The sequence below is a fragment of the Vreelandella gomseomensis genome (genome assembly GCF_031451645.1).
Classification (GTDB): Bacteria; Pseudomonadota; Gammaproteobacteria; order Pseudomonadales; family Halomonadaceae; genus Vreelandella; species Vreelandella gomseomensis.
The window spans coordinates 392,402-417,293 of sequence record NZ_JARWAI010000002.1; the positions used below are offsets into that span (position 1 = coordinate 392,402).

Annotated in this window: 24 protein-coding genes; 13 read left to right on the forward strand and 11 right to left on the reverse strand. The window is 63.4% G+C overall.

What is annotated here, in order from left to right:
- Positions 1-4: 4 nt before the first annotated feature.
- Positions 5-1,930 carry a DNA topoisomerase III gene (locus QC815_RS03960; protein ID WP_309767039.1) on the reverse strand — a complete coding sequence of 642 codons (1,926 nt, stop codon included), beginning with the start codon at positions 1,928-1,930 and terminating at the stop codon, positions 5-7.
- 172 nt (positions 1,931-2,102) lie between these two features.
- On the opposite strand from QC815_RS03960, the gene QC815_RS03965 reads away from it, so the two are divergent.
- The gene (locus QC815_RS03965) at positions 2,103-3,350 is read left to right on the forward strand and encodes an ABC1 kinase family protein (RefSeq protein ID WP_309767041.1); all 1,248 of its coding nucleotides are present in this window, start codon (positions 2,103-2,105) and stop codon (positions 3,348-3,350) included.
- On the opposite strand, the gene QC815_RS03970 is transcribed toward QC815_RS03965, so the two are convergent.
- Entirely contained in the window at positions 3,347-3,949 is a 603-nt protein-coding gene (locus QC815_RS03970) for a GNAT family N-acetyltransferase (RefSeq protein WP_309767043.1), read from the reverse strand. The two genes, QC815_RS03965 and QC815_RS03970, sit on opposite strands and share 4 nt — an antisense overlap.
- A 156-nt stretch (positions 3,950-4,105) precedes the next feature.
- Here QC815_RS03970 and QC815_RS03975 point away from each other — a divergent pair, with 156 nt between their 5' ends.
- Positions 4,106-5,935 (forward strand): SEC-C domain-containing protein, encoded by a 1,830-nt coding sequence (locus QC815_RS03975; protein WP_230446758.1) that lies wholly within the window; start codon positions 4,106-4,108, stop codon positions 5,933-5,935.
- Here the strand turns inward: QC815_RS03975 and QC815_RS03980 are convergent.
- On the reverse strand, positions 5,932-7,305 hold the full coding sequence (locus QC815_RS03980) for an AmpG family muropeptide MFS transporter (RefSeq protein WP_230446759.1): 1,374 nt from the start codon (positions 7,303-7,305) through the stop codon (positions 5,932-5,934). The genes QC815_RS03975 and QC815_RS03980 overlap by 4 nt on opposite strands.
- A 98-nt stretch (positions 7,306-7,403) precedes the next feature.
- On the opposite strand from QC815_RS03980, the gene QC815_RS03985 reads away from it, so the two are divergent.
- The 10 genes from QC815_RS03985 (at position 7,404) to QC815_RS04030 (ending at position 15,578) form a co-directional block, all read left to right on the forward strand.
- The gene (locus QC815_RS03985) at positions 7,404-7,922 is read left to right on the forward strand and encodes an FKBP-type peptidyl-prolyl cis-trans isomerase (protein ID WP_230446760.1); all 519 of its coding nucleotides are present in this window, start codon (positions 7,404-7,406) and stop codon (positions 7,920-7,922) included.
- A gap of 91 nt (positions 7,923-8,013) precedes the next feature.
- The gene (locus tag QC815_RS03990) at positions 8,014-10,341 is read left to right on the forward strand and encodes a putative monovalent cation/H+ antiporter subunit A (protein WP_230446761.1); all 2,328 of its coding nucleotides are present in this window, start codon (positions 8,014-8,016) and stop codon (positions 10,339-10,341) included.
- Positions 10,334-10,792 carry a Na+/H+ antiporter subunit B gene (locus tag QC815_RS03995; RefSeq protein WP_230446762.1) on the forward strand — a complete coding sequence of 153 codons (459 nt, stop codon included), beginning with the start codon at positions 10,334-10,336 and terminating at the stop codon, positions 10,790-10,792. The genes QC815_RS03990 and QC815_RS03995 overlap by 8 nt, the downstream gene beginning before the upstream one ends.
- The gene (locus QC815_RS04000) at positions 10,780-11,127 is read left to right on the forward strand and encodes a Na+/H+ antiporter subunit C (protein ID WP_230446763.1); all 348 of its coding nucleotides are present in this window, start codon (positions 10,780-10,782) and stop codon (positions 11,125-11,127) included. Before QC815_RS03995 ends, QC815_RS04000 begins: the two co-directional genes overlap by 13 nt.
- On the forward strand, positions 11,124-12,641 hold the full coding sequence (locus tag QC815_RS04005; RefSeq protein WP_230446764.1) for a Na+/H+ antiporter subunit D: 1,518 nt from the start codon (positions 11,124-11,126) through the stop codon (positions 12,639-12,641). Before QC815_RS04000 ends, QC815_RS04005 begins: the two co-directional genes overlap by 4 nt.
- Complete coding sequence (locus QC815_RS04010; RefSeq protein ID WP_230446765.1) at positions 12,638-13,111, forward strand: Na+/H+ antiporter subunit E; 474 nt, start codon at positions 12,638-12,640, stop codon at positions 13,109-13,111. Before QC815_RS04005 ends, QC815_RS04010 begins: the two co-directional genes overlap by 4 nt.
- A 37-nt stretch (positions 13,112-13,148) precedes the next feature.
- Positions 13,149-13,418, forward strand: a complete 270-nt coding sequence (locus QC815_RS04015; protein WP_027335551.1) for an MrpF/PhaF family protein — start codon at positions 13,149-13,151, stop codon at positions 13,416-13,418.
- Complete coding sequence (mnhG, locus tag QC815_RS04020; protein WP_230446766.1) at positions 13,411-13,815, forward strand: monovalent cation/H(+) antiporter subunit G; 405 nt, start codon at positions 13,411-13,413, stop codon at positions 13,813-13,815. The genes QC815_RS04015 and mnhG overlap by 8 nt, the downstream gene beginning before the upstream one ends.
- A 144-nt stretch (positions 13,816-13,959) precedes the next feature.
- Positions 13,960-14,439: a hypothetical protein gene (locus tag QC815_RS04025; RefSeq protein ID WP_309767047.1), complete on the forward strand. Its 480-nt coding sequence runs from the start codon at positions 13,960-13,962 to the stop codon at positions 14,437-14,439.
- 65 nt (positions 14,440-14,504) lie between these two features.
- Positions 14,505-15,578: a GGDEF domain-containing protein gene (locus tag QC815_RS04030; RefSeq protein ID WP_230446768.1), complete on the forward strand. Its 1,074-nt coding sequence runs from the start codon at positions 14,505-14,507 to the stop codon at positions 15,576-15,578.
- Here QC815_RS04030 and QC815_RS04035 read toward each other — a convergent pair.
- The 6 genes from QC815_RS04035 to QC815_RS04060 form a co-directional block, all read right to left on the reverse strand.
- Positions 15,562-15,993 (reverse strand): group I truncated hemoglobin, encoded by a 432-nt coding sequence (locus tag QC815_RS04035; protein WP_230446769.1) that lies wholly within the window; start codon positions 15,991-15,993, stop codon positions 15,562-15,564. The genes QC815_RS04030 and QC815_RS04035 overlap by 17 nt on opposite strands.
- 20 nt (positions 15,994-16,013) lie before the next feature.
- Complete coding sequence (locus QC815_RS04040) at positions 16,014-16,874, reverse strand: DUF3034 family protein (protein WP_309767049.1); 861 nt, start codon at positions 16,872-16,874, stop codon at positions 16,014-16,016.
- A 44-nt stretch (positions 16,875-16,918) separates the two neighbouring features.
- On the reverse strand, positions 16,919-19,243 hold the full coding sequence (locus QC815_RS04045; protein WP_309767051.1) for a putative bifunctional diguanylate cyclase/phosphodiesterase: 2,325 nt from the start codon (positions 19,241-19,243) through the stop codon (positions 16,919-16,921).
- Between the two features lie 35 nt (positions 19,244-19,278).
- On the reverse strand, positions 19,279-19,950 hold the full coding sequence (locus QC815_RS04050) for a cupredoxin domain-containing protein (protein ID WP_309767053.1): 672 nt from the start codon (positions 19,948-19,950) through the stop codon (positions 19,279-19,281).
- Positions 19,951-20,067: 117 nt separating this feature from the next.
- Positions 20,068-20,634 carry a transglycosylase SLT domain-containing protein gene (locus QC815_RS04055; protein WP_230446773.1) on the reverse strand — a complete coding sequence of 189 codons (567 nt, stop codon included), beginning with the start codon at positions 20,632-20,634 and terminating at the stop codon, positions 20,068-20,070.
- A gap of 19 nt (positions 20,635-20,653) precedes the next feature.
- A complete protein-coding gene (locus tag QC815_RS04060; RefSeq protein ID WP_230446774.1) occupies positions 20,654-22,390 on the reverse strand; it encodes a proline--tRNA ligase in 1,737 nt (578 codons plus the stop codon).
- Between the two features lie 180 nt (positions 22,391-22,570).
- Here QC815_RS04060 and QC815_RS04065 point away from each other — a divergent pair, with 180 nt between their 5' ends.
- Positions 22,571-23,005, forward strand: a complete 435-nt coding sequence (locus tag QC815_RS04065; RefSeq protein ID WP_230446775.1) for a hypothetical protein — start codon at positions 22,571-22,573, stop codon at positions 23,003-23,005.
- A 35-nt stretch (positions 23,006-23,040) separates the two neighbouring features.
- Here the strand turns inward: QC815_RS04065 and QC815_RS04070 are convergent, their stop codons facing one another.
- Together QC815_RS04070 and QC815_RS04075 are read right to left on the reverse strand one after the other, a co-directional pair.
- Positions 23,041-24,228: a benzoate/H(+) symporter BenE family transporter gene (locus QC815_RS04070; RefSeq protein WP_230446776.1), complete on the reverse strand. Its 1,188-nt coding sequence runs from the start codon at positions 24,226-24,228 to the stop codon at positions 23,041-23,043.
- 63 nt (positions 24,229-24,291) lie between these two features.
- Entirely contained in the window at positions 24,292-24,807 is a 516-nt protein-coding gene (locus tag QC815_RS04075; RefSeq protein ID WP_309767080.1) for an amidase family protein, read from the reverse strand.
- Positions 24,808-24,892 lie beyond the last annotated feature (85 nt).

Sequence of the window (24,892 nt, forward strand, 5' to 3'; positions counted from 1 at the left end):
CCCGTTAGTTTTTTGTCGTCGTTTTCTTTCTCCCGCCCGGGCTTTTGCGTCTAACGTACCGTTTGCCTGTCTGGCTGGTGCGCTTGGCGACCCCTCCCGCTTCTCCCTTGGCGGTCTGCAAGCTGTGCTTCAGCTTGCCTGCGTCGCTATGGGTGAGCAGGCTGCGTAAATCCTCCAGCAGGGCCTGTTGAAAGGCGTATGCGTCGTCCTGCTGCTCGGCGATGGCGCGCAGGCGCTGCTCCCATAGGGCGGTGCGTTCCGGCGTGCTAACGGCGCTGGGCAGGGCGGCGATGAGCGCGGTGCCCAGTCTGGTGGCGCGCAGGGCTTTCTGCTTGCGGATCAGGTAGCCGCGTTGCACCAGGGTTTCGATAATCCCGGCGCGGGTCGCTTCGGTGCCCAGGCCGTCGGTGTCGCGTAGGGTGCGGCGCACGGCCGGGTCGTCCACGTAACGTCCGATGTTCATCATCGCCTTGATCAGGCTGGCGTCGGTGAAGGGTTCCGGCGGGCGGGTTTCTTTTTCCTCGACGCCTGCGCCGAGCGCCTGGCAGGCTTCGCCCTGAGTCAGCGGCGGCAGGGGTGGGGTGTCTTCGCGGGTGGTAAACAGCGGCTTCCAGCCGGGGTCGAGGATGCTCAGGCCGCGGGCGCGGAAAGCCTCTTTCAGCAAGGTGAACTCTGCCTTCACTTCAAAAGTGCGCAGCGGGCGGTAGAACTGGGCCATCACGTTGCGCACGATCAGCCGGAACACCTGGCCCTCAGTGGCGGATAGCTGGCTTAAGTCCGCCGGTTTGCCGGTGGGGGCAATGGCGTGGTGCGCGCCTACCTGCTTGTCGTTCCAGGCCTTGGAGCGTAGGGAGAAGTCGGCACCGTCGAGCCACTGGCGCAGGGTATCGTCGTTCTGACAGGCACCGCTCAAGCTGCGCTGGGCAAGCGAGAGGTGGTCTTCGGGCAGGTAGCGGCAGTCGGAGCGCGGGTACGTAATCAGCTTGTGCTGCTCGTAAAGCCGCTGGCAGATATCCAGCACCACCTGCGCGGAAAGCCCGTGGCGGCGGGCGGCGTCGACCTGCAGGGCAGAAAGCGAATAGGGCAGCGGCGGCGCCTGGCGCTTTTCCTGCTGCTCCAGCTGGGTCAGCTCCCCAGTTGCCCCAGGCAGCTGCGCCGCCAGCGCGTCGGCGGGGGCGCGGTCGATCAGTCGCCCCTGTTCATCCAGCGGCTGATGTTCCTTGGGTACCCACCAGGCTCGTAGTTGCCCCTGGGCAACCTGCAGGTCTACCCATAGCGGGTAGAAAGGATGGGGCACGAAATCACGGATGGCGTTGTCGCGGCGCACGATCAGCCCGAGCACCGGGGTCTGCACGCGGCCCACGGAAAGCACGCCGTCGTGGCCCGCCTGGCGGCCCGTAAGCGTCCAGGCGCGGGTCAGGTTGATGCCGTAAAGCCAGTCGGCGCGGGCGCGGGCCTGGGCTGCCTGGTAAAGCGGCTGGAACTCGGCGTTGGAGCGAAGTGTTGTGAGGGCTCGACTCACCGCCGGGCGGTTAAGGTCGCTGATCAGCAGCCGCTGCACCGGGCCGCGATACTTCATGTGCTCGATCACTTCCTGGACCAACAGCTGGCCTTCGCGGTCCGGGTCGCCGGCGTGAATCACTTCCTTGGCCTGCTTGATCAGCTTGCGAATTACCGCCAGCTGCCCGCGGGCCTTGGGGCGCGGCGCGAGCTGCCAGGTAGAGGGCACAATCGGCAGCCGGTCGAGCCGCCACTGTTTGTCGGCGGGGTCGTAGGCTTCCGGCGCGGCCTGTTCCAACAGATGGCCAAGGCACCAGGTCACCGTGGTATCGCCGCAGACAATCGCGCCGTCCTGACGCTGGGCGTTGCCGGGGAGCGCGTCGGCAATCGCCCGGGCCAGGCTGGGTTTTTCGGCGATAATCAAGCGCATGCGGGCTAGGCCTGAGTGGTTGAACGTGACTGTTATGGTACCAGACAGCAGGCGGTGTTGAGCATCCTGCAAGGCTGTCGATGAAATGATACGCAGCCTTTATGCGTATAGCTTTTGTATAAATATGAATGATTGCGTAAGCTGTGGGCAGATGGTCAACAAGGTAGCTGCCATGCGAGATCGCGGTAGAACACGACGTTTAATGGGATTGGGGGCGCGCACCGGCGGTGCGCTGCTCAAGACGCGCCTGGGTGGCCAGGCGGACTGGCAGTCCTTGGGTGAAGCGCTGTTTGAGGGGCTTTCCGAGCTCAAGGGGCCGGCCATGAAACTGGCGCAGATCATGTCCCAGTGGGATGATCTCTTGCCACCAGACCTGGCCGAGGAGCTGTCGCGCCTTCAGCGCCAGGCGGAGCCCATGCCCTGGCCGCGTATCCGCGAGGCGCTGGTGATGCAGTACGGCGAGCTGGATTCGCGCTTTCGCGACATCGAAGAGCGGCCCTTTGCCAGCGCTTCCATGGGGCAGGTGCACAAGGCGGTGACTCACGAGGGCGAGACGGTGGTGCTCAAGGTGCAATACCCCGGGCTTGCCGACGTGCTGGAAAGCGACCTCAAGCAGGTGAGGCGCATCATGGGGCTGGGTCGCTGGTTCAAGGTGCCCCAGGCGCGTCTGGACGCGCTGTTTGAAGAGCTGGCGGCGGGACTGCGCGACGAGCTTGATTACCGCGCCGAGGCTGACGCCATGGCCCGCTACCGCGAACGCTACCAGGCCGATAGCCGCCTGGTGATCCCCGAGCCGCTGTTCGAGCTTTCCGGCCAGCATGTGCTGGCGATGCGTTTTGTGGACGGCACGCCGCTGCGCGATCTGGAAAGTGCCGACGACGACACCCGCCAGAAAGTCGCCGTGGCGTTGGCGGACTGGATCACCGAGGAGCTGTTTACCTACGGCGAGCTCCACGCCGACCCCCACGCAGGCAACTTTGCCGCCGATGAGCAGGGCCGGCTGGTGATCTATGACTTTGGCGCGGTGATCCCGGTGCCAGAGGCGCGTCTCAACGCAATGATGCAGCTGCTGGAGGCCACGCTGGCCCATGACCCCATGGCCATGGACGAAGCGCTGGTACAGATGGGCGGCCGCCAGGGGCAGGGCGCGCCGCTGTCGCTTTACCGTGAATCCGCCGCGTGCGTCGCCCCGCTGTTTGCCCCTGGCGAGCAGGATTTCAGCGACGTGCGTGTTCACCGCCGGCTGCGTGAATTGACCCCCAAGGTCTGGGCGGCGATGGATCGCCTCCAGCCGCCCGCCGAGACCCTGCTGCTGTCCCGCGCCTTGAACGGTCACTACTGGAACCTGGTGCGCCTCAAGGCGCGCCTGGACATGCATTCGCGCGCCCAGCCGTTACTGGAATGGGCACGCAAGGCTTAATCAGAGGTTCCCAAGGTTTTTAGCCAGAACACCATCGTCTTGTGGGTTTCGTCCGCTTCCCCGATGTCTTTCCAGGCAAAGGTGGTGGCAAGCTTGCCGTGGCGCTGGTAGCCCTGGGCATTCCAGAAGCCGTGGAGCGGGCGATAGTCCGTCGGCTCCTGGGGATGGCCGCTGGGACGCTCCACGGCGCAGAAGGCGGCGATCTCGAACCCCTGGTGTCTGGCATGCGCTTCGCGCTCGGCCATGAACTGCTTGCCAATGCCGCGGCCGCGGTAGTCGTGTAGCAGCACCGACTCGCCGTAGTAAAACACCCGCTCGGGGTCGATGCCGTTGGCCTCGAAGGGGCGGCGAAACGCGTCGACTTCGTCTTTCAATGGCTGCCCGGTGGCCGCGCCTACCAGGGTGTCACCGTCGAAGGCCAGCACGAACAGGCTTGCCGGGTTCTCCGCGTAGCGGCCTAGATAGTCTGCCTCGTAGCCCAGGTCGCCGTCGTAAAGATAGGGAAAATCCCGAAATACCCGAATACGGAGCCGAGCAAGGGCGTCCAGATGGGGCGCGATGGCGTGGCCTTGGCAGGCAGTAAGGGTCAGTTCGTTCATGGCATTGCTCTGAATGGTTAAAACGCTGCGTCGTCAGGTGGATGGCTGAACCCTAGCAGTCCGTGACGATGGCGCCAATCCTCTCTGTGTGCCCCCTGTCGGTCATGCTAAACTATGGCGCTTTTGGATACGGTATTTAACACAGTGGAGACGGCAATGCTGGCGGTATGGGTCGATCAGCTGCTGGGATTTGCCTCCGGGGCACTCTCGGCAATCAGGCAACAAGAACATTATCCGGATTTCATGACCTGGGTGCGTGCCGAAGGGGCGAGTTATTTCAACGACGACCTGGCCACCGCCCAGGCGCTTGCGCCCATTCTGTGGTCGCAAACCCCGCTGGAGCGGCTGGACTTCGCCTGCGAACCTCTAGCCACGCCGGGCCGCAACGAGCCCTGCTGGTGCGATTCTGGACGCAAGTTCAAGCAGTGCTGCTCGCAGGTCGAGTTTCCGACGGACATTCCCGAGCAGATGATGTGGATGCTCTCGCTGCGCGAATGGAAAGGCGCGACGCTGAAAGCCGCGCTTGAGAGCCAGCGCGCGCTGCCCCAGGCGCTTCTCGAGGCCGGGCTGATTGCCGCCGAAAGCGGCCAGAGCGGTCGTGCCATGCAGATTCTTGAGTCGCTTTTCGACGGTAGCGACTGGTCGCGGCTGCCCGAGCAGGCTGAACCGGCCTTTGAAATTCTGCTGGACATCTACCAGGAGCGCGGCTTTAACCGCAAGCGTGCCGACCTGTTGGACGAAGTGCTCGAACGCGGCCCGCTGTTCCTGCGCGGGGTGGCGCTGGAGCGGCTGTGTTTGACGCATCTGGATAATGATGACCTGGACAGCGCCCGGGCGGCCTTCGTCAAGGCGCAGCAGGCGCTGCCGGATTCGCCCACGCTTGCCTACATCGAAGCCATGCTGTTGCTTCACGAAGGCCACGAGCGCGAAGCCAAGGAGCGCGCCAACTTCTGGTATCGCCGCCTGGTTCGGCAGGGTGATCTGGACGAGGAGCAGCTCGACTTCCTGGCGGCGCTGGCGGATAACCCGGGCGCGACGCTTGCGGATCAGTTGCTCAGCGCCGAAGAAGACCTGGCAACGCCGCTGATTTCGCTGCAGGCACTGCTTGCCGCTTTGCCGACCGCGCCCAAGATCGACATCCATCAAGATCCCGAGTCCGGGCATCTGGAATACCGCACCAGCGCCCGCGAGGCGACGCTGTTTGCCGCCTGGCACGAGCAGTTCCAGGTAATGGTCGATGACGACGTGGCGCTGGGCTTTCGGGGCGACCCCTGGGGCAATGCCGTGGAGTGGATGTCGGCGCTGTGTGCCCACCCCGAGTGGCTGGATGCTCCCCAGGTCGTGCAGGACTTGACCCTGGCCTTGACCAGCCGGTTCGGCAGCCTGCCGTGGATGGCGCCCAGCCTGCTGGCGCCGCTGGCCCAACGACTTTCCCGCTGGCTGTCCCAGGCGCGGGCCGCTGGCGACGGCAGCCTGCGCTGGGACGATGCCGATAACGCCATGCTGCTGCGCATCGGGCTGGCGCTGGTGGTGGGCATGGAACGGGGGGCGCGTCAGCACTCCCGCGAGCTGGCCGAGGAGCTCCTGGCGATCGACCAGGAAGACAGTCTCGGCCTCAAGGAGCTGGTGCTCGATCAGCTGCTGCGCGACGACCGCAACGAAGAAGCGCTGGCGCTTACCGAGCACGCACGCGACGACGGTTCTCTGGAGCTGGGTCTGCTCATGGGGCGCACGCTGGCGCTGTACCGGCTGGGCCACCGCGAGGCAGCCGAACGCTCGCTAAAAGAGGTGGTTGCCCATAACCGCTACACCCTGGACATGATCTGCGCCGAGAACCCACGGCCGGTCATGCCCCACCCCGACGGCCAGGTAGACCCGGGTTCCCGGGCCGAGGCCTGGCAGTATCGCACGCTGATGCGCGATCAGTGGCGGACGACCCATGGCGCGCTGGATTGGCTCGATGCTCATCGCCCCGCGAGTCGTTAAGGCTCAGTGCTCGCCAAGTTTGGGGCGGGCACCAACTGGCGGTCACGGTTGATCCAGATCGCCAGGGCAATGGCCGGCAGGCCGAGCAGGGTGGCCAGCACGAAAAAGCTGGCGTAGCCCTGGCCGGCGACGACCAGCCCGCCAAAGCCGCTCAAGAACTTGCCGGGTAGCGTCATCAAGGAGGAAAAAAGCGCGTACTGGGTGGCGGTGTAGGCGCGGGACGTCAGGCTCGATAGAAAGGCGATAAACACCGCGCTGGCCAGGCCGTTCGCCAGGTTGTCGCCGGTAATCGTCAGCACCAGCATGGGCAGCTGATTGCCGATCAACGCCAGGGCCGCGAACAGCAGGTTGGTGACCATGACGATGCCGGCGCCGACGATCAGCAGCGGCCCGATGCCGTAGCGTGCCACCAGCAGCCCGCCGAGAATGCCCCCCGCAATGCTCATCACGATACCGAACACATTGGTCACGTTGGCGATGGTTTCCAGCGAAAATCCCAGGTCGATATACAGCGGATTGGCCATCGAGGCCATGGCCAGATCACTGATGCGAAACACCCCGATAAACACCAATAGCCACAGCGCCTTGACCCCATAGCGGGTGAAGAAGTCGGTGAACGGGCAGACGATGGCGCCAATCACCCAGGCGCCGATGCGGCGCAACAGTTTGGGCTTGCCCCGGCTGGCGCGAATAAACGCTCGCACCTTGGGTTCGTGAATCAGCTGTATCGACAGCGACGTCCGCTTGGGTTCCGGGCGCAGCAGCACGGTCAGCACGCCGACGCCGACGAGCGCTGCCATGGTCAGGTACGCCACCTGCCATGACACCGCCGAGGCGACATACAACGCCAATGCTCCGGCGGCGATTAACCCACCGCGATAGCCGATGATATAGGTTGACGCCATGGCGGCTTGCACATCGTCGTCTGCGGATTCGATGCGAAAGGCATCGATGGCGATATCCTGGGTGGCTGAGCCAAAGGCCACCAGCAGAGCAAAGGCCGCGACCCAGCCCAGATTGTCTACCGGGTCGAGCCCGGCGAGGCCAACGAGCCCGCCGGCAATCATGGCCTGGGCGAGCAGCATCCAGCCGCGCCGCTGGCCGAAGTGGCGGGTGAGCACCGGCAGCGCCAGACGGTCGACCACCGGGGCCCAGAAGAACTTGATCGAATAGAGCATGCCAATCCAGGCGAAAAAGCCGATCGCCGCGACCTCCACGCCGTCGCTGCGCAACCAGGCGGAGAGCGTCGAGAACACCAGCAAAAAGGGTAGCCCGGCCGAAAACCCTAAAAACAGCATGGTAATCACCGGGGCGCGCAGGTAGATCGCCAGCGCAGCGCGCCAGCTGCGCTGGGGAGTGGGGATGGGCATTCAGGGTGACTCCTGGGTAAGACGGTGACAATGGCCTGATGATAAGCTATGCCCACGCTTGGACACACAGGCGACAGCTTACCGGAGAGGAGTTTTGTATGTCGATTTCAGCGCATTGCGTGGTAACCCTGCACTATGTCTTGAAAGACGTGTTGAGCGACGGCGACGAGCAGGTGCTCGATGACTCCACGTCACGGGATAAGCCGCTCGAGTATCTGCACGGCCACGGCAATATCTTGCCGGGGCTTGAAAGCGCCCTTGAAGGCCAGGAGGAGGGCGCCGAACTGAGCGTCACCCTCGCACCGGCCGAGGCCTACGGCCTGTACAACGATGCGCTGGTACAGACCGTCACCCGCGCATCCTTTGGCAATGCCGAGCTTAGCGTCGGCAGCCGCTTTCAGACCGAAGGCGAAGCCGGGCCGCAGATTGTCACTGTGCTGGATATAGGCGGAGACCAGGTGACGGTGGATACCAACCATCCCCTGGCGGGGCATACCCTGCGCTATCAGGTCAGGGTGCTGACCATCCGCGAGGCAACGCGCGCGGAGTTGGCCAAGGGGCATCCATTGCCTCCAGGGACGGAACACAGCAAGGTGGAAGATCGCAAGGTGCTCTAGTTGCGTTGATACGCTTGACTGGCAAGCCAGCGCGGACTGGTTTAGAGTTTTTATCGTGAACCTGAAGCGATGACACAGGAGATGCCGCCGGATGCAACTTGCCGTATTGATGGGATTTTTGCTGGCGGCGGTAGCCCCGCTGTTGCATCACTGGTTCGGTGGGCAGACGGCACGCGTCATGGCGGCGTACCCCGCCCTGATAGCCGTCTGGCTGCTGGGGCTGGCCCCCGAGATACTGGCCGGCGAGACGCTGCTGCTGGAGTGGGCCTGGGTGCCGGGGCTGGATATCAGCCTGACGTTCTTTATCGACGGGCTGGCGTGGCTGTTCGCGATGCTGATCACGGTGATCGGCGCCCTGGTGCTGGTCTACGCGGGCGAGTACCTGCGCGGCCATCGCGACCTTGCCCGTTTCCTGGTGATCATCACCGCCTTCATGATGTCGATGCTGGGCCTCGTGCTGGCCGACAATCTGGTGACGCTGTTCGTCTTTTGGGAGCTCACCAGCATCACCTCTTACCTGCTGATCGGCTTCAATCACACCGACCCGGAAGCAAGAAAGTCGGCGTTGCAGGGGCTCTTCGTCACCGCGGGCGGTGGGTTGGCGCTGCTCGCCGGCTTCGCCATGCTGGGGGTTGCTGGCGATAGCTGGTCGCTCGTCGAGCTCAACGCTCAGGGAGAAGCGCTGCGCGAGCATGCCCTCTACGCGCCGCTGCTGGTCTGCGTATTGCTCGGCGCCTTCACCAAGTCGGCCCAGTTTCCTTTTCACTTCTGGTTGCCCAACGCCATGGCGGCGCCCACGCCGGTCTCCGCCTACCTGCACTCGGCGACCATGGTCAAGGCGGGCATCTACCTGCTGGCGCGCCTGCATCCTTCGCTGGGTGGAACCGAACTTTGGGTCATCACCCTGTCGCTGGTGGGCGCGCTGACCATGGCCACCGGGGCTTTCCTGGCTATCCAGCACACCAATATCAAGAAGCTGTTGGCCTACTCCACGATCATGGCGCTGGGCACGCTGACCATGCTGCTGGGCATCGGCACCGAAGGGGCATTGACAGCGTTCGTGGTATTCCTGCTCGCCCACTCTCTCTATAAAGGCGCGCTGTTCATGGTCGCCGGCATCCTCGACCACGAGACCGGCACCAAGGACGTCACCGCCATGGGCGGCTTGCGCCCGCTGATGCCGCGCACCGCCGTTGTCGCCGTGGTGGCCGGGTTATCCCTGGCCGGTCTGCCCCCGTTGCTGGGCTTCTTGGGCAAGGAGTTGATGTTCAAGGCGGTGCTTGAAGCCGATGCCTGGCGTTGGCTGATTCTGCTGCTGGCCTTCACGGCGGCCTTCCTGACGCTGGCGGTGGCAGCCGTCGTGGTGCTGCGCCCCTTCGCCGGGAAACGTCGCGAGACGCCCAACGCGCCCCACGATCCACACCGGGACATGCTTCTCGGGCCGGCACTGCTGGCCGGGCTGTCGCTGGTCTTCGGCCTGGCGCCGGGGCTGCTGGAGGGCCTGGTATCGGCCACCGCCTCGGGGATCGGCACCGCTGAAGTGGCGGCGCACCTGACGCTGTGGTATGGGGTCAACCTGCCGCTGATGCTGTCGCTGGTGAGCCTTGTCCTGGGTATTCTGGTATTCCGCCACTGGGATCGGGTGCGTGCCGCCCTGGCACGGTTGGAACCGCTCATGGCCCGAGGCCCCGAGGCCGGCTATGAGGCGATGATGCGCGGCTTGGTGACGGTTGCCGAAGGGCAGACGCGGGTGCTGCAGAGCGGCTACATCCGCAACTACCTGGTGATGACCCTGCTGGTACTGCTGGGCCTGGTGGGCCATGCGCTGTTCTTCCGGCACTCGCCGAGCTTTTCTTTCTCGGTGGACGCCTATTTCCATGAGGTGGTCACCGCAGGGCTGATGGTGGCCGGTGCGGTGACTGCCTGTGTCATGCGCTCGCGGCTGGCCGCGGTCGCCGCGGTGGGCATCATGGGCTTCTCCATCGCGCTGACCTTCGTGCTGTTCAGCGCGCCGGATCTGGCCATCACGCAACTGCTGGTGGAGACTCTGACGGTGATCCTGCTGGTGCTGGTGCTGTTTCGCCTGCCGCGCTTCGCCACCCTGTCCACTACGACGGAGCGTCTGCGCGATCTGGTGGTCGCCGGCCTGATGGGCACCATGGTCACGCTGCTGATGCTCTCGGTACTGGGTGGCGAGCGGCTGCCCAGAATCTCCGACTACATGGTCGAGAACAGCCAGCCGCTGGGCCATGGTCACAACATCGTCAACGTCATCCTGGTCGACTTCCGGGCGCTGGACACCCTGGGGGAAATGTTCGTGCTGGCCCTGGCGGCCATCGGTGTCTATGCCATGATGCGCTTCCACGCCGAAAAGTACGACGCCAAGCCTACGCCTCCGCCGGAGAGATACGATGATTAAACCGGGTACGCTGATCCTCACGGTCGCCGCGCGTCTGCTGATGCCGCTGCAGTTGCTGTTCTCGGTGTTTCTGTTACTGCGCGGTCACGACGAGCCAGGTGGCGGCTTCATCGCCGGCCTGGTGGCGGCGGGGGCCTTCGCGCTTTATCTCTTCGCCTTCGGGCGACGGGCCATGCACGCCATCCTCAAGGTCTCGCCGCGCGACCTGGTCGGCATGGGGCTGCTGCTGGGGGTGCTCTCGACGTTGCCTGCCTGGTGGGTCGGCGATCCTTTCTTTACCGCCCAGTGGTGGACCATTCCGATCATCGACTTCAAGGCCTCGACGCCGCTGATCTTCGACATTGGGGTCTATCTGGTGGTGCTGGGCTCGGTGCTCACCGCGATCAGCGCCCTGATCAAGACCGACCAGGAAGACCAATCTGACTCCGAGGAGGCTACATGGAACCCTTGATGGCCGTGTCTATCGGCATCCTGTTCGCCACCGCCATTTACATGATGTTGCGCCGCTCTATCGTCAAGCTGGTGATCGGCCTGATGCTGCTTTCCAACGCCGCCAACCTGCTGATCTTCGTTACCGCCGGGTTGACCCGGGGGGCGCCGCCGCTGGTGCCGCCGGGCATGAGTGCCCCCGAGGGCGCGGTCGCCGATCCGCTGCCCCAGGCCCTGGTGCTCACCGCCATCGTCATTGCCTTCGGCGTACTGTCTTTCGCGGTGGTACTGGTGCGGCGTGCCTGGGAGATCGTGCGCGCCGATGACCTCGACAAGATGAAGGATACCGACACGTGATGCCGCAGATCGCGCTGCCCATCCTGATCCCGCTGCTCGCCGGTGCCGTGTCGCTGGTATTCTGGCGCTCCCGGGGCATGCAACGTTTCGTCGCCGTGGCCGGTACCGCTGGCCTGCTGATCACCGCCATCTGGTTGCTCGCCACGGTGAATCGCGAGGGTATCCTGGTGATGCACATGGGCAACTGGCAGGCGCCCTTCGGTATCAGCCTGGTGGCCGACCTGCTGGGCGCCATCATGGTGGTGCTCACCGGTATCATCGGTTTTGCCGTGGCGCTTTACTCTCTGGCGGCCACCGGTCGCGGCCACGAGAAGTTTGGCTATTTCCCGCTGATGCATCTGCTGCTGGCCGGGGTGGCCGGCGCCTTCCTCACCGGCGACATCTTCAACCTCTACGTTTGGTTCGAGGTAATGCTGGTGGCGTCCTTCGCGCTGCTGATCCTCGGCAGCGAGAAGGCGCAGATGGAGGGCGCGATCAAGTACGTGACCTTGAACCTGGTATCCTCGGTGATCTTCCTGGTGGCCGTGGGCCTGCTCTACGGCATGGTCGGCACCCTCAATATGGCCGACATCGCCCGGCGCATCGCTACCCTGGAAGACACCGGCATGGTCGATGTGCTGGCGATGATGTTCATGGTCGCCTTCGGCATCAAGGCGGCGGCCTTCCCGCTGTTCTTCTGGCTGCCGGCGTCCTACCACACGCCGCCGGTGGCGGTGTCGGCGTTGTTCGCCGGGCTGCTCACCAAGGTGGGAGTCTACGCGCTGTATCGGGTGTTCACGCTGATCTTCAACCAGAGCCCCGGCTATACCCACGAGATCCTGCTCTGGGGGGCGGGGCTGACCATGCTCTCCGGGGTACTGGGCGCGGCGGCCCAGTACGAGTTCCGCCGCATCCTGTCGTTCCACATCGTCAGCCAGATTGGCTACATGATCCTGGGCCTTGCGCTGTTCACGCCGCTGGCGATCATCGGCGGGGTCTTCTATATCATGCACCACATCATTGTGAAGACGAATCTCTTCCTGGTCAGTGGCATCGTGCGGCGTCTGCGGGGAACTTACCAGCTCAAGCAGCTGGGCGGGCTGTATCGCAGCCATCCCTGGCTGGCCGTGCTGTTCCTGATCCCGGCCCTGTCGCTGGCGGGCATGCCGCCGTTGTCCGGTTTTTTCGCCAAGTTCATCGTGATCCGTGCGGGCGTTGAGGCTGAAGCCTGGGGCGTGACCTTCATTGCGCTGCTGGTCGGCCTGCTGACGCTCTATTCGATGGTCAAGATCTGGAACGAGGTGTTCTGGAAGGCGCCTCCGGAGGAAGGCGACATCGATCCCTACCCGGCGGTGGGCCATCGCGAGATGTGGCTGATGACCGCGCCGGTGGTGGGGCTTGCGCTGTGTACCCTGTTCATCGGCCTGAATGCCGAGCCCATCTATGCCCTGGCCGAGGCCTCGGCCAACCAGCTGCTTGACCCGTCTCGCTACATCGAGGCGGTGCTGGGCGAAAGTGAGGAGGTGATGCCATGATCGGTGCCGCCTGGAACCTGCTGCTAGGGTTTGCCTGGGTGGTGCTCACCGGCGACTTCAGCGGACGCAATCTGCTTGCCGGCCTGGTGTTCGGCTACGTGGTGCTGGCGTTGATCCAGTCCCAGGTGCCGGCGCTTGCCGGCCACGCCCAGCGCCTGCCGCGGTTGATCATGTTCATCGGCTTTTTCCTCAAGGAGCTGGTGCTGGCCAACCTCAAGGTGGCCTTCGATATCATCACGCCGCCCTGGTACATGAAGCCCGGGGTGATCGCCATGCCGCTCAAGGCGAGCAACGAGTTCGAGATTGCGTTTGTCGCCAATCTCATCTCGTTGACGCCGGGCACGCTGACGCTGGACGTCTCCGACGACCGCCGGGTGCTTTACATCCATGCCATGTTCCTCGACGACGAGGACGAGCTGCGCCGGAGCCTAGCCGAGCTTGAGCGCCGCGCTCTGGAGCTGTTCCATTGAGAATGTCATTGAGAGTGCCATTGAGAGGAGGGAAGCCGTGTCGACCGTCATTCTGCTGAGCCTGGCGCTCATGTGTCTGGCCCTGTGCTTGGCCTTCGTGCGCCTGTTCAAGGGCCCCAGCCTGCCCGACCGGGTGGTGGCCCTGGAGCTCTTCTCGTCGATCCTGGTCGGCACCATCGGCCTGGTGGCGATTGCCACCGACGTGCCCAGCCTGCTGGACGTGGCGATCGTCATGGCGCTGATGGCTTTCATGGCGGCCATTGGCTTCGCGCGTTTCCTGGAACGCGGAGGACCCCGCGATGATTGAACTGCTCAAGGGCACGCTGATCCTGGTCGGTGCTGTTTTCATGTTCCTCGCCGCTCTGGGGCTGGTGCGCATGCCCGATCTGCTGACGCGCATGCATGCCACTACCAAGGCGGCAACCCTGGGCGCTACCCTGATCATGCTCGCGGTGGCCCTGCATTTCGGCGAGGTGGCGGTGGTCGCGCGGGCCTTCGGGGTGATTCTGTTCATCATGATAACCGCGCCGGTGGCAGCCCATGTGATTGGCCGAGCAGGCTACTTTGTGGGGGCACGGCTATGGAGCGGGACGGTCAAGGATGAGTTGAGACCCAATTACGATCCCTTGACCCATGAGCTTAAAAGCGGGCTCGAAACCCAGGAGAACGCCAAGCGTCATCCCCGGGAGACCGATTCGGATTGACCTTCCTTGTCCGACGTTAGGGGGGCTCGTTGGCATTGAGTTAGTAGCCGTTGAAAGGAAAAGTAACATTGAGAATGGTAAAGTTGCTCTATCGTTAATTTTTGAGATGTTTGCTCTATGGCGGCTACCGTTCTCAGGCGTTGCATGCGTTCGTGCCCATGGCGTTCCTGGGTATTGGGGATGGGCTTCTGCGTGTTGCTGATACCGACTGCAAGCATGGCAGAGACGTTACGCCTGATCGATGGCGATGACGTCGAGGCCATCAGTATTGAGCAGCTGCGTCAGCAGTCCAACCATCAATTTGAGCTGTTCGATCCTTACCAGGGTGAAAGCGTGACCATGCGGGGGATGCCTTTCAAGGACTTTCTCACCCGTCACTTTGGCCGCGTTCCCGCCATGCTGCGCTTTACGGCGTGGGATGGTTACCGGGTGACGCTGGATGGTTGGGAAGACGCCAGCTGGTATCTGGTCACCATCGAAAACGACCAGCCTTTGACCCTGCGTTCAAGGGGGCCGGTGCGCCTGGTGGAGCGTGATTATGCGAACCGGGACGTCAATAACCTGCGCGAATTCAACAACTGGATCTGGATGATTCGCAGTATCGAAGCCGTAGGTAGCCCATGAGGCCCTCCTTTTTCTCAGCAAAGCGTCGTGAACGGCGTCAGCCGCTCCACCGGCCCGGCCGCCACGTGACATGGCTGTCCCTTAGCCTGCTGAGCTTCATGGCGTTGATGACCCTGATCATTTTCGAAGCCCGCTGGGTGTTTCCCGATATTCAAGCGTATTTCAGCCAGTCGGGAAATTTGACCGGCCAGCAGCTGGCCACGCGCTCGCGTCATTACTTGCAGAATGCACAGGAGCGCCTGTTGGACGTGCCAGGGCCAGAGGCCCGTGCGCAAGCGATCACCGACATTGAGCTGGCTTACGGACTGTTCGATGTGGATATCTATCATCAGCGTTATGCATGCACCGCTGCCAGCTTGGGCGTACTCGATGAAACACTGGCAGCCCTCGAGGCGGATAGCGCGTTACCGGTCGTGCTTGCCCGGGAGCTGTTCAACCCCATCAACTGCCTGACGGAAATCGAGATGGGGCAGCTCGACCAGCGCGGGGAAGTCATCACCGAGTTTGCCGATAGAACCGGGTGGCATCATCAGGTGCTGATTTATTCCAGCGTGCTGATCTTCTTTGTCGGCCTATTGTTCTGGTGGCTGCATGAACGCCAGCTGCGCCGTGCCGAGAAAGCCACCCAGGAAACGCTCACCTGGATGGAGCGCGCCATGCAGGACCCGTTGACCGGCATCGGCAATCGTAGCGCACTGCATCAGGATGTCATGCAGCAACAGTCGCAGTCGCTTGGGCTGGTGCTGGTCGATATCGATTTTTTCAAACAGTATAACGATGCCATGGGGCATCCGGCCGGCGACACCCTGTTGCGCCAGCTGGCGCAGCTGATCGCCAATGCCTTGACCGATGAGGCCACCCTGTACCGCCTGGGCGGCGATGAGTTTGCAGCGCTGCTGCCTTGCGAAGACGCGGCGACGCTTGAAGCCTATTGCCAAAAGTTGCACCGGCAAGTACAGCAATCAGAGTTTACCCATGTCGCTCATCCGGATAAAAAACAGGTCACGCTGAGTATTGGGGCCACCTGTTTCGTGGCCTCGGAATCCGGGTTTGCCAGCGCTTATGCAGCGGCGGATAAGGCGCTCTACCAGGTGAAAACCTCGGGCCGGGATAACTGGCGAATCATTGACGTCGCATGATGTCGGCATGTAGCGGGGCCAGGCGGCCGAGCAGTTCGTTTTGTTCCGCCAGCGGCACGCCTTCATCCTCAAGGGCGTCGGCCAGGTACTCGACCACCCGATTGAAATGCGCATCGTTGATGCCCATGTGCTGGTGGGCACGATCCATGGGCGGCCCGTCATACTGACAGGGGCCGTCGCTGATATCGCAGAGCTGGGTGGCGAAGGCCTCGGCGAAGTGGTCGATGTTGGTGTTGGCAAAGAACACCACGACCTCAGGGTCGTCCGCTACGCGGTAGAGCATGTTCTCGACCACGTTTTCGAGGGTCGGCATGCCGCCGAGTCGCGTGTAAAGCGATGGCTGGGTCGTCTCCTGGGCCGCACAGCCCGTCAGCCAGAGGGCCAGCAGCGGGATGGCGTAGCGGCGAAAGCGCATGGTGGAATCTCCTTGGCGGGTCAAAAGGCTACTTGAAGCGAGGCATAGGCGCCTTTCTGCGAGGCAAGCCCGGCGATATCGCCAAGTGACAGCCAGGCGGCGGTAAGCGAGACGTGCTTGTTGAAGAAATAGGCGCTGTAAAGGCTTTGCCAATCGTCTTCTTCGGCAGCACCGAGCAGGTCGGGCTTTTGGCGGTACTCCATGCCCACGACCCATTGCGGCGTCAGGAACACGCCGAGGCTGCCTTCCGCGACCCACTGACGACCACCGTTGTCGCCGCCAAACCCCAGCAGCCCGCCCTGGTTGGCGTCGGTGTTACGCAATGTGGCGTTAAGCAGCAGGTTGCGCCCGGCGACGGCGCCAAACCAAAGCTTGCTGGCGCTCAGGTAGACATCGTTGCCTTGGCCGTCCTTTGCGCCCAGCGCCTTGGGGATTGTGTCGTCGGCCACGGACTTGTGCTGGACACCCACGCTCCAGATGCCCCAGGGGTGGTACAGCACATCGCCGAACAAGCGCACCTTTCCGCCGACGATCGTTTGCGCAAGCTCGCCGCCCAGGGTGTCGAGGTCTAGGGTCTGGCGTGCCACCGACATCTCGACGCGGTCATAAAGGTTGGCGCTGGCCGCTTTCACCGTCAAGCGGTAACCATCCAGCCAGGCGCGGGATAGCGAGGCGGTGGCGCCCACTTCCTGCTCGCTGGCGGTGCTGGTGAGCACTGCCCAGGGCGAAAGGCCACCGCCTGCGGCTCCCTCGATGGCGCTGACGCCCCCGGTGCCCAGAATCCGGCTGCCGGCAAGCGCACTGCCGCTGAACAACAATGCCGATACGACGGCCAGCGTCGCGATGCGTCTGGTCAGCGTGGGTGGAGATGAGATACGCATGCTGGTGTCCTCACGGTCGTCGCAGGGCGAGTGGGTAAAACGGCTTAATGGGTAAAGATGAACGGCTCGACGCTGTTCAGCCAGGGGGCGACTTCGTCGCTGGGCATGGGTTTGGCAATCCAGTAGCCCTGCAGGTAATCGCACCCCAGGCGATTGAGCAGGGCGGCGCTGGCGGCGTTTTCGACCCCTTCGGCAACGATGCGCAAGCCCAGGCTGTGACCCATCTCGATGGTGGAGCGCACGATCGTCAGGTCATCGTCCTGGGTATCCAGCTTGAGTACAAAGGACTTGTCGATCTTGAGCTCGTTGACCGGCAGGCGTTTGAGCTGGGCGAGCGACGAATAGCCGGTGCCGTAGTCGTCGATCGCGATCGACACGCCGAGCTGACTGAGTTCCTCAAGCGTTCGCGCCGCAGCGTCGATGTCCTGCATGACCGCGCTTTCGGTGACTTCCAGGCTGAATTGATCGGCGGCGAGCTGGTAACGCTCCAGCAGGTCGGCCAGTTGCCGGGCAAGCCTTGAGTCGCTGACGTCGCTGGCCGACAGGTTGACGGCCACGCTGACGCGATAACCCTCTTCTTGCCACTGATAGAGCTGGGCGGCGACGTGCTCGAGCATCCATTGGCTGAGCTGGCGAATATTGCCGGAGCGTTCGGCCAGCCCGATAAACTCGTCCGGCGGCACGAAACCAAGCGAGGGGTGCCTCCAGCGCATCAGCGCTTCAAACTGACATACCTGGCCGGTTTGCGTGGTCACCTTTGGCTGATAGGCCATCCATAATTCGTTATTGCTGACGGCATCGCGCAGATCGCGTATCAAGGTCAGCTGGCGCAGGTGGCGTTCGTCCTGACCTTCGATGTAGCGTTGGTGGGCATGGGGGTGGTGGCGCGCCAGGTCCAGGGCAATGTCGGCGCGGCGCAGCAGTAGCTGGGCGCTCTGACCGTGGGCGGGGTAACTCACTTCGCCCATGGCCAGCGTCAGGCTGATCAGCGATTTATCCAGCTCGATGGGCGTGGAAAGGTCGTCGCGCAGACGGCGATGCCAGTCCGGCGAGGCGTAAGGCACGTCCATCAGCAGCAGGAATTCATCGCTTGCCAGGCGGTAGGCCGACTGAACGGGCGCGGGCTGGGCCCGTAGGCGCTGCGCCAGGGTCACCAGAACATGATCACCCAGCTCATAGCCGAAGGTGTCGTTGATAGTGCGGAAATCCTTGATGGCCAGGCGCAGCAGGGTAAAGGGTTGCGCTGCCTGGATACGCTGGTTGATATCCTCCAGCGCGCTCATCCGGTTGGGCAGGTCGGTCAGCAGGTCGTGGCGCGACTGGTGGCGCAGCGTTGCTTCGCGCTGGGCAATATCTTCCTGCATCGAGCTTAACGTCCCGGCGAGCAGGCCCGCCTCGCTGCGCGGCGATTCCTCGGGCAGCGTGACGCGTTCGCCCTGGCCGATGCGCCGGGCGGCGTCGGCCAGCGCCACCAGCGGACGGCTGATGCTGCGGGCGCTCCAGGCGGCAACGGCCAGCGCAAACACTAAAATGAGCGCGACGATGGCCAGGAGTTGCCACTGCAGGTCGTCGTAGGCGGCCAGCAGCTCGTTGCGCGACAGCTGAATCAGCGCAAAGGTCTGATTCTCGCCGTCGCTATAGAGGACGCTTGCATAGGTCAGGTAGCGATCGTCCGGGCTCATTTGGCTTGTGAGCGAGTAAGCGCCGTCCATGGCGGCGCTGCCCAGCCGGGCAAGCGTCTCGGTTTCGGCCTGGGGATGGGTGCTGGCGATAAACGTCAGCGTCTGGGGCGTGGCGTAATTGACCACGCTGATGTCCAGCCCGGTAAGGGCGTTGATTTCTTCCACCACGGCATCGTCGATCAGAAAGCCCATGCCCACCCAGCCGATCACGTTGGGCGCATAGACTGGCAGCAGAACAAATTCGTAGGGCTGGCCGTCGGCGATGACGACATCCACCGCCGAGCCCTGCTGGCGTGCGGTGTCAAACAGCGCGGGAAAAGGCATCGGCGTTTGTGCTGGATGGTGGCTGCTGGCCAGCAGCTCGCCGTCCAGGTCGCTGAGCAGCACCATGTCGGCATCGGCTCGATCCCCGTGGTTGGCCAGGACGGAGCGGAGCGTGTCGTTGTCCTGGGACGACACGGCACTCTTGAAGCCGAAATCATCCGCCAGGATCGTCACGTTATCGCGTAGCTGCTCGCCACGACTTTCGAGCACCTGGTTGAGAATGCGGGCGCCTACCTCCAGGCGCTGGTTGCCTTTGGCGAACGCATCCTGCTGGGTGGCATGCAGAAACGCCAGGCCGGTGGCCAGTTGCGACACCACGACCACGGTCAACAACACGAGCATCAGGCGGGTACGAAAGCGCATGGAGGGTTATCCGATCCTTATAGTGAGACCGTGCACTAGGCGGCCTCGTTGAAACGTTGCTGCAGAGGCGAAGGTTGCGGGCGCGGCTGGGGCGTGGCATTCAGCTCCAGAGGTACCGTCAGGTGGTCGGCCGGTGTGATGTGGCCCTCCCACCAGCGCTGCTGGCTGTCGTCGAGCCGCTGGTGCCAGACCCGTACGCGGTGCTCACCCGGCGGCAGTGTTGGCAGGGTCACCTGGCCTGTGCTGTCGGTCAGGGTATGGAAGGGCGCCTCGCTGACCACGACAAAGGCCTGCATGTGGTCGTGAATGTTACACCCGAGCACTACCACGCCCGGCTTGTCGAAGCGGACGGGGGGAGGAGTTTCCTGCAGGTAGAGGTTGAGGTTGAACGTCTTGGCCGGTGAAAACGAGTAGACGTGATGGCGAGTGATGTCTTCGTTGGGAAATGCCACCTGGCTCATGACCGGTATCGCCAGCACCTCAGGGTGAAATGCGGCGTCACGCTGGGCAATCTGTTCCACGCCGGTATCCGCCGATGCGTCATGGGGAAAATAGACTTCGACCACGGCGTTGGCCAGCGGTTGGCCGTCGGCGTCGGTGACGCTGATTCGCGCGTCGTCCGCCAGACCAGGCGGGCTGACGCTGAACAGCGCCATAAGCATGGCGATGCCTGCAAGCGTTCGGTACACCCCTTTTAAATACGCCATACGTTTTCCTTATCAGCCGCGTCAGATGAGTCGTCACTATCATGCGAGATTACGCCCGCAAAGTCATGCTTCTGGCCTTAACGATTGGGTCACTCCGTCGCGGTGTTTGTGGCTTGCTTACTGCCAGTGATCCCGCCAGGCATGCAGCACCCGCTCGGGGTACCAGGTCTCGCCCAGGCTACCGTTGTAGCGCGCCAGGGCGCGGGTGAAATCACCGTTTTCCACGGCCAGATAGTGGGCAAGGATGGTACACCCATAGCGCAGGTTGCGCGTCGGGCGGCGCAGGTCATCCATCGGCAAGCCAAGCTCCTCGACCCAGAACGGCATGATCTGCATGAGCCCAACGGCCCCGGCCGACGACACCGCATCGGCATCGAAGGCGCTTTCCACCTGGATCAGGGCCAGCACCAGGGCGGGCGGTAGCCCGGCCAGGCGTGCTTCCTGGTAGACGTGAGTCAACAACTCGCGGCGTTTCGTTGGCATCGCCATGAACTCCGCCAACGGCACGTCCATGCGCTTGCGCCATTGGCGCATCAGCCACTGCTGCTGGGGCGTCTGTTGCTGATCGGTGTCGGCCAGGGTCGGGCGCAGCGATGCAGGCAGGGAATCTGCCTGCGTGGCCGGGACGATGATGGGCCAGCCGAGGGTCAGGCAGATCGCCAACAGTGGCCGCGCCAAGGCCATGGCGCGGCCTGGGCGGGGGTTATGGTGCGGTGGGCGCAAGACCGGCTTTTTCGCGCAGGAAGTTGACGATCTGCTCGGCCGGCACCATCGTCGCGTCGCTGTCCCGGCGGCCCTTGTATTCCAGCTCGCCGTTGTCCAGGCTGCGGTCGCCGATCACCAGGCGGTGCGGCACGCCCATCAGTTCCAGGTCGGCAAACTTGACGCCGGGACGGGTGTCGCGATCATCGAGCAGCACATCCAGGCCCGCCGCGCTCAACGCTTGATAAAGCCGCTCGGACTCTTCGCGCACGCGCTGAGACTTGTGCGCGTTCATCGGCACCAGGGCAACGTGGAAAGGCGCCAGGGCATTGGGCCAGATAATCCCGGCGGCGTCGTGGTTCTGCTCGATGGCAGCGGCCACCACGCGAGTAACGCCAATGCCGTAGCAGCCCATCCAGGGGTGGCTGGTCTTGCCGTTGTCGCCGAGCACGCTGGCGTTCATGGCCTCGGAGTATTTCTTGCCGAGTTGGAAGACGTGGCCGACCTCAATGCCGCGTTTGATCGAAAGCGTGCCGTTGCCGTCGGGAGACGGGTCGCCCTCGACCACGTTACGCAAATCGGCCACGGTGGGCAGCGGCGTGTCGCGTTCCCAGTTGATGCCGAAGTAGTGCTTGTCTTCGATGTTGGCACCGGCGCCGAAGTCGCTCATCAGGGCGACACTGCGGTCGATGATGACGGGCAGTTTGAGGCCCACCGGGCCCAACGACCCGGGGCCGGCGCCAATCGCCGCGCGAATTTCCTCTTCGCTGGCCATGGTCAGCGGGCTTGCCACCTGGGGCAGGTTCTCCGCCTTGACTTCGTTGAGCTCGTGGTCGCCGCGCACCAGCAGGGCGACCAGGTCATCCTCCGTGCCCTTGACGATCAGCGTCTTGACGGTCTTCTCGATAGCCAGGCCGAACTGCTTGACCAGCGCGGCGATGGTCTTGGCATCGGGGGTGTCGACCAGGCGCATGTCTTCCTGAGGGGCGGCCCGGGTGGCATCGCTGCCCAGCGGCGCCGGCAGGGCTTCGGCTTTCTCGATGTTGGCCGCGTAGTCCGAGGCGTTGGAGAAGACGATGTCGTCTTCGCCTGAATCCGCCAGCACGTGGAATTCATGCGACCCTGTGCCGCCAATCGAGCCGTTGTCGGCAATCACCGGCCGAAAGTCGAGGCCCAGGCGAGTGAAAATCCGAATGTAGGCATCGTACATCGCCTGATAAGTGTCTTTCAGTGACGCCTCGTCCAGGTGAAACGAATAGGCATCCTTCATGATGAACTCCCGCGAGCGCATCACCCCGAAGCGCGGGCGGATCTCGTCGCGGAACTTGGTCTGAATCTGGTAGAAGTTGACCGGCAGCTGCTTGTAGCTGGCAATTTCCTTGCGCACCAGGTCGGTAATCACCTCTTCATGGGTGGGGCCAACGCAATAGTCGCGTTCGTGGCGGTCTTTCAGGCGCAACAGCTCAGGACCGTACTGTTCCCAGCGGCCGGATTCCTGCCACAGCTCGGCCGGCTGAACGGCGGGCATCAGCACTTCCAGGGCACCGGCGCGATCCATTTCCTCGCGCACGATGGCTTCCGCCTTGCGCAGCGTGCGCAGCCCCATCGGCAACCAGGTGTACAGACCCGAGGTAAGGCGGCGGATCATGCCCGCGCGCAGCATGAGTTGGTGGCTGATCACCTCGGCATCGGCCGGGGTTTCTTTCAAGGTGGCAATGAGTAGTTGGCTGGCGCGCATGGGCGAGAGCATTCCTTGTTGAAGGGGCGGACCCGTTATCGTTCGTCGGGGCATTGTAAGGCCAAGCGGGTAGGGCGGCAAAATCGCGCCGCCCCCAAGGACGCTGACGTGGCCTTGGGGTGTGCTAAACTCAACGCGTTTTACCCTACATAACATTGATTAATAACGGGGAGACCCTGCATGCAACGGACAGTGACACGGTGGTTGAAAGGGGCCGTCATCGGCGCGTCGGTTATCGCCATTAGCGGCTGCGGCACCCTTTTTCATCCGGAACGCAAGGGCCAGTTGAGCGGAGATATCGACCCTGTCGTCGCGGTCGCTAATGGCGTTGGGCTGCTGTTCTTTATCGTCCCGGGGGTGATTGCCTATGCCGTCGACTTTTCCAACGGCACCATCTATCTACCCAGCCGGACAAGCGGCGATATCGACACGCAGCCGCTGGACGGCAATCGCGACATCGCCGCGCTGGAAAAGCTGCTTTCCGAGCAGGCGGGCCAGCCGGTGAGCCTGGAGCACGAGCTGATGAAGGTGGAAGCGGTGGATAGCCTGGATGAAGCCCTGGCAATGGTGCGCATGTCTGGCGTGATGGATGATGATCGCCTTTCGGCCATGTAGTCACGCCTTTCCGCCAATACCGGGTGTCAGACACATCAGCGTCGCCTGGCGATGAGGTGGCGGGTGACCATCCCGGCGATCAGCCCCCAGAAGGCGCCGCCGATGCCCAGCAGAGTAATGCCCGAGCCGGCGAGCAGAAACGTCACCAGCGCGGCGTCGCGTTCGTCGGGCTTCGAGAACGCATCGGCTAGCCCGTTGCTCAACGTGCCCAGTAGGGCGATGCCCGCCACGACCGCCACCATGGCCCCGGGCAGTGCGGCAAACAGCGCCGTGACGGTGGCTGCAAAGACCCCCAGCAGCAGATACAACAGCCCGGCGACGATACCGGCCGGGTAGCGGCGCCTGGGATCCGGGTGGGCATCCGGGCCGGTACACACGGCGGCGCTGATGGCGGCCATGTTGAGCGCGTAACCGCCAAAAGGTGCCAGCACCAGGGTGGCGCCGCCGGTCGCTACCAATAGCGGCGAGCTGTTTGGCGTATAGCCGGCAGCGTTCAGCACGGCCATGCCCGGAACGTTCTGGGTGGCCATGGTGATGATGAACAGCGGAATTGCCACGCTGATCAGCGTCGCCAGAGAAAACTCAGGCGCCATGAGTACTGGCAGGGTAGGCGCCAGCGGCAGGCCCTCAATCGCCAGTTGACCCTGCAACATGGCCCAGATAATGCCGGTCAACACCACGCCGGGTACGGCAAGCGTCGGCCAGAAGCGCCGCCCGATGCCCCACGCGGCCAGCAGCGCCAGGGGCATGAGCCAGTGCTGCTCGAGCCGGGTAAAAATCTCCAGGCCGAAATTGAGCAGGATGCCCGCCAGCATGGCCGAGGCCAGGCTGCTCGGGATATGCCGCATCAGCCGTTCGAACACACCGGTGAGACCACACAGAGTGATCAACCCCGCCGAGACGATGAAGGCCCCAATCGCCTCCCCCAGCGGCACGCCTGGCAGGTTGGTCGCCAGAAACGCTGCCCCGGGCGTCGACCAGGCGGTCACCAGCGGCATGCGGTAACGCCACGATAGCCCCAGCGACGTCAGCCCGACGCCAATGCCCAGCGCCCACAGCCAGGAACTGGTCTGGGCGCTGGAGGCGCCGGCGGCGGAGGCCGCCTGAAAGATGATCGCCGCTGAACTTGTGTAGCCAATGAGCACCGCGACAATGCCCGCCGTCACGTTGGAGAGCGAGATATCGCGCTTGAGACATGGGATATCGGAAGAAGGCGTCGGCATGGCAGTGACTCGTTCGCGGCTGGCGTCTGGGAAAACGCTCAGCCGCGTCAATGAGGCCGAGCATTATAACGTACAAATCAGCCTATCACCGTGCGCTATAACGCACAACGTCGGTGAGTACTGCGCCTGTTCATGCGAACTATGAGGATTGGGCACGGTGGGAAAGCGCGGCGGCACCGCCTGATGGCCCACCGGGGTGAGGTGCGTGTCCCAAGGGGTATTGGTGGCGCCAAATACACGGTTAGCGGTAACGGCTTTCCAGTCAAATTCAGGCGTATTGGTCTTGCCGAGAAAAATCGCCCCGGCCTCACGCAGCATGCGCGCCGGGGGCGCATCGGTATCGCAGAGCCCGTCGGCGCTGGTCAAAGAACCCGTGCGGCAGGGCATACCGGCCACCTCGGTCAAATCCTTCATCGATACCGGAATGCCATCAATGGGGCTAAGTGGTTTGCCCTGGCCCCAGCGCCGGGCCGAGGCCTTCGCAGCCTGCTCTGCGCCTTCGGCGTCCACATGGACGTAGGCGTTAACGGCCTCGTTAAATTGGTCAATCCGCGCCAGCGAGGCACGTGTTGCTGCGATTCAGCGCCGCGCTGAAGCCTTCTACCGCAGAGGTGGCTGTCGCATCGTTCATCTTCGCCAGGATCAGGTAACCGCTTTTGAGTTC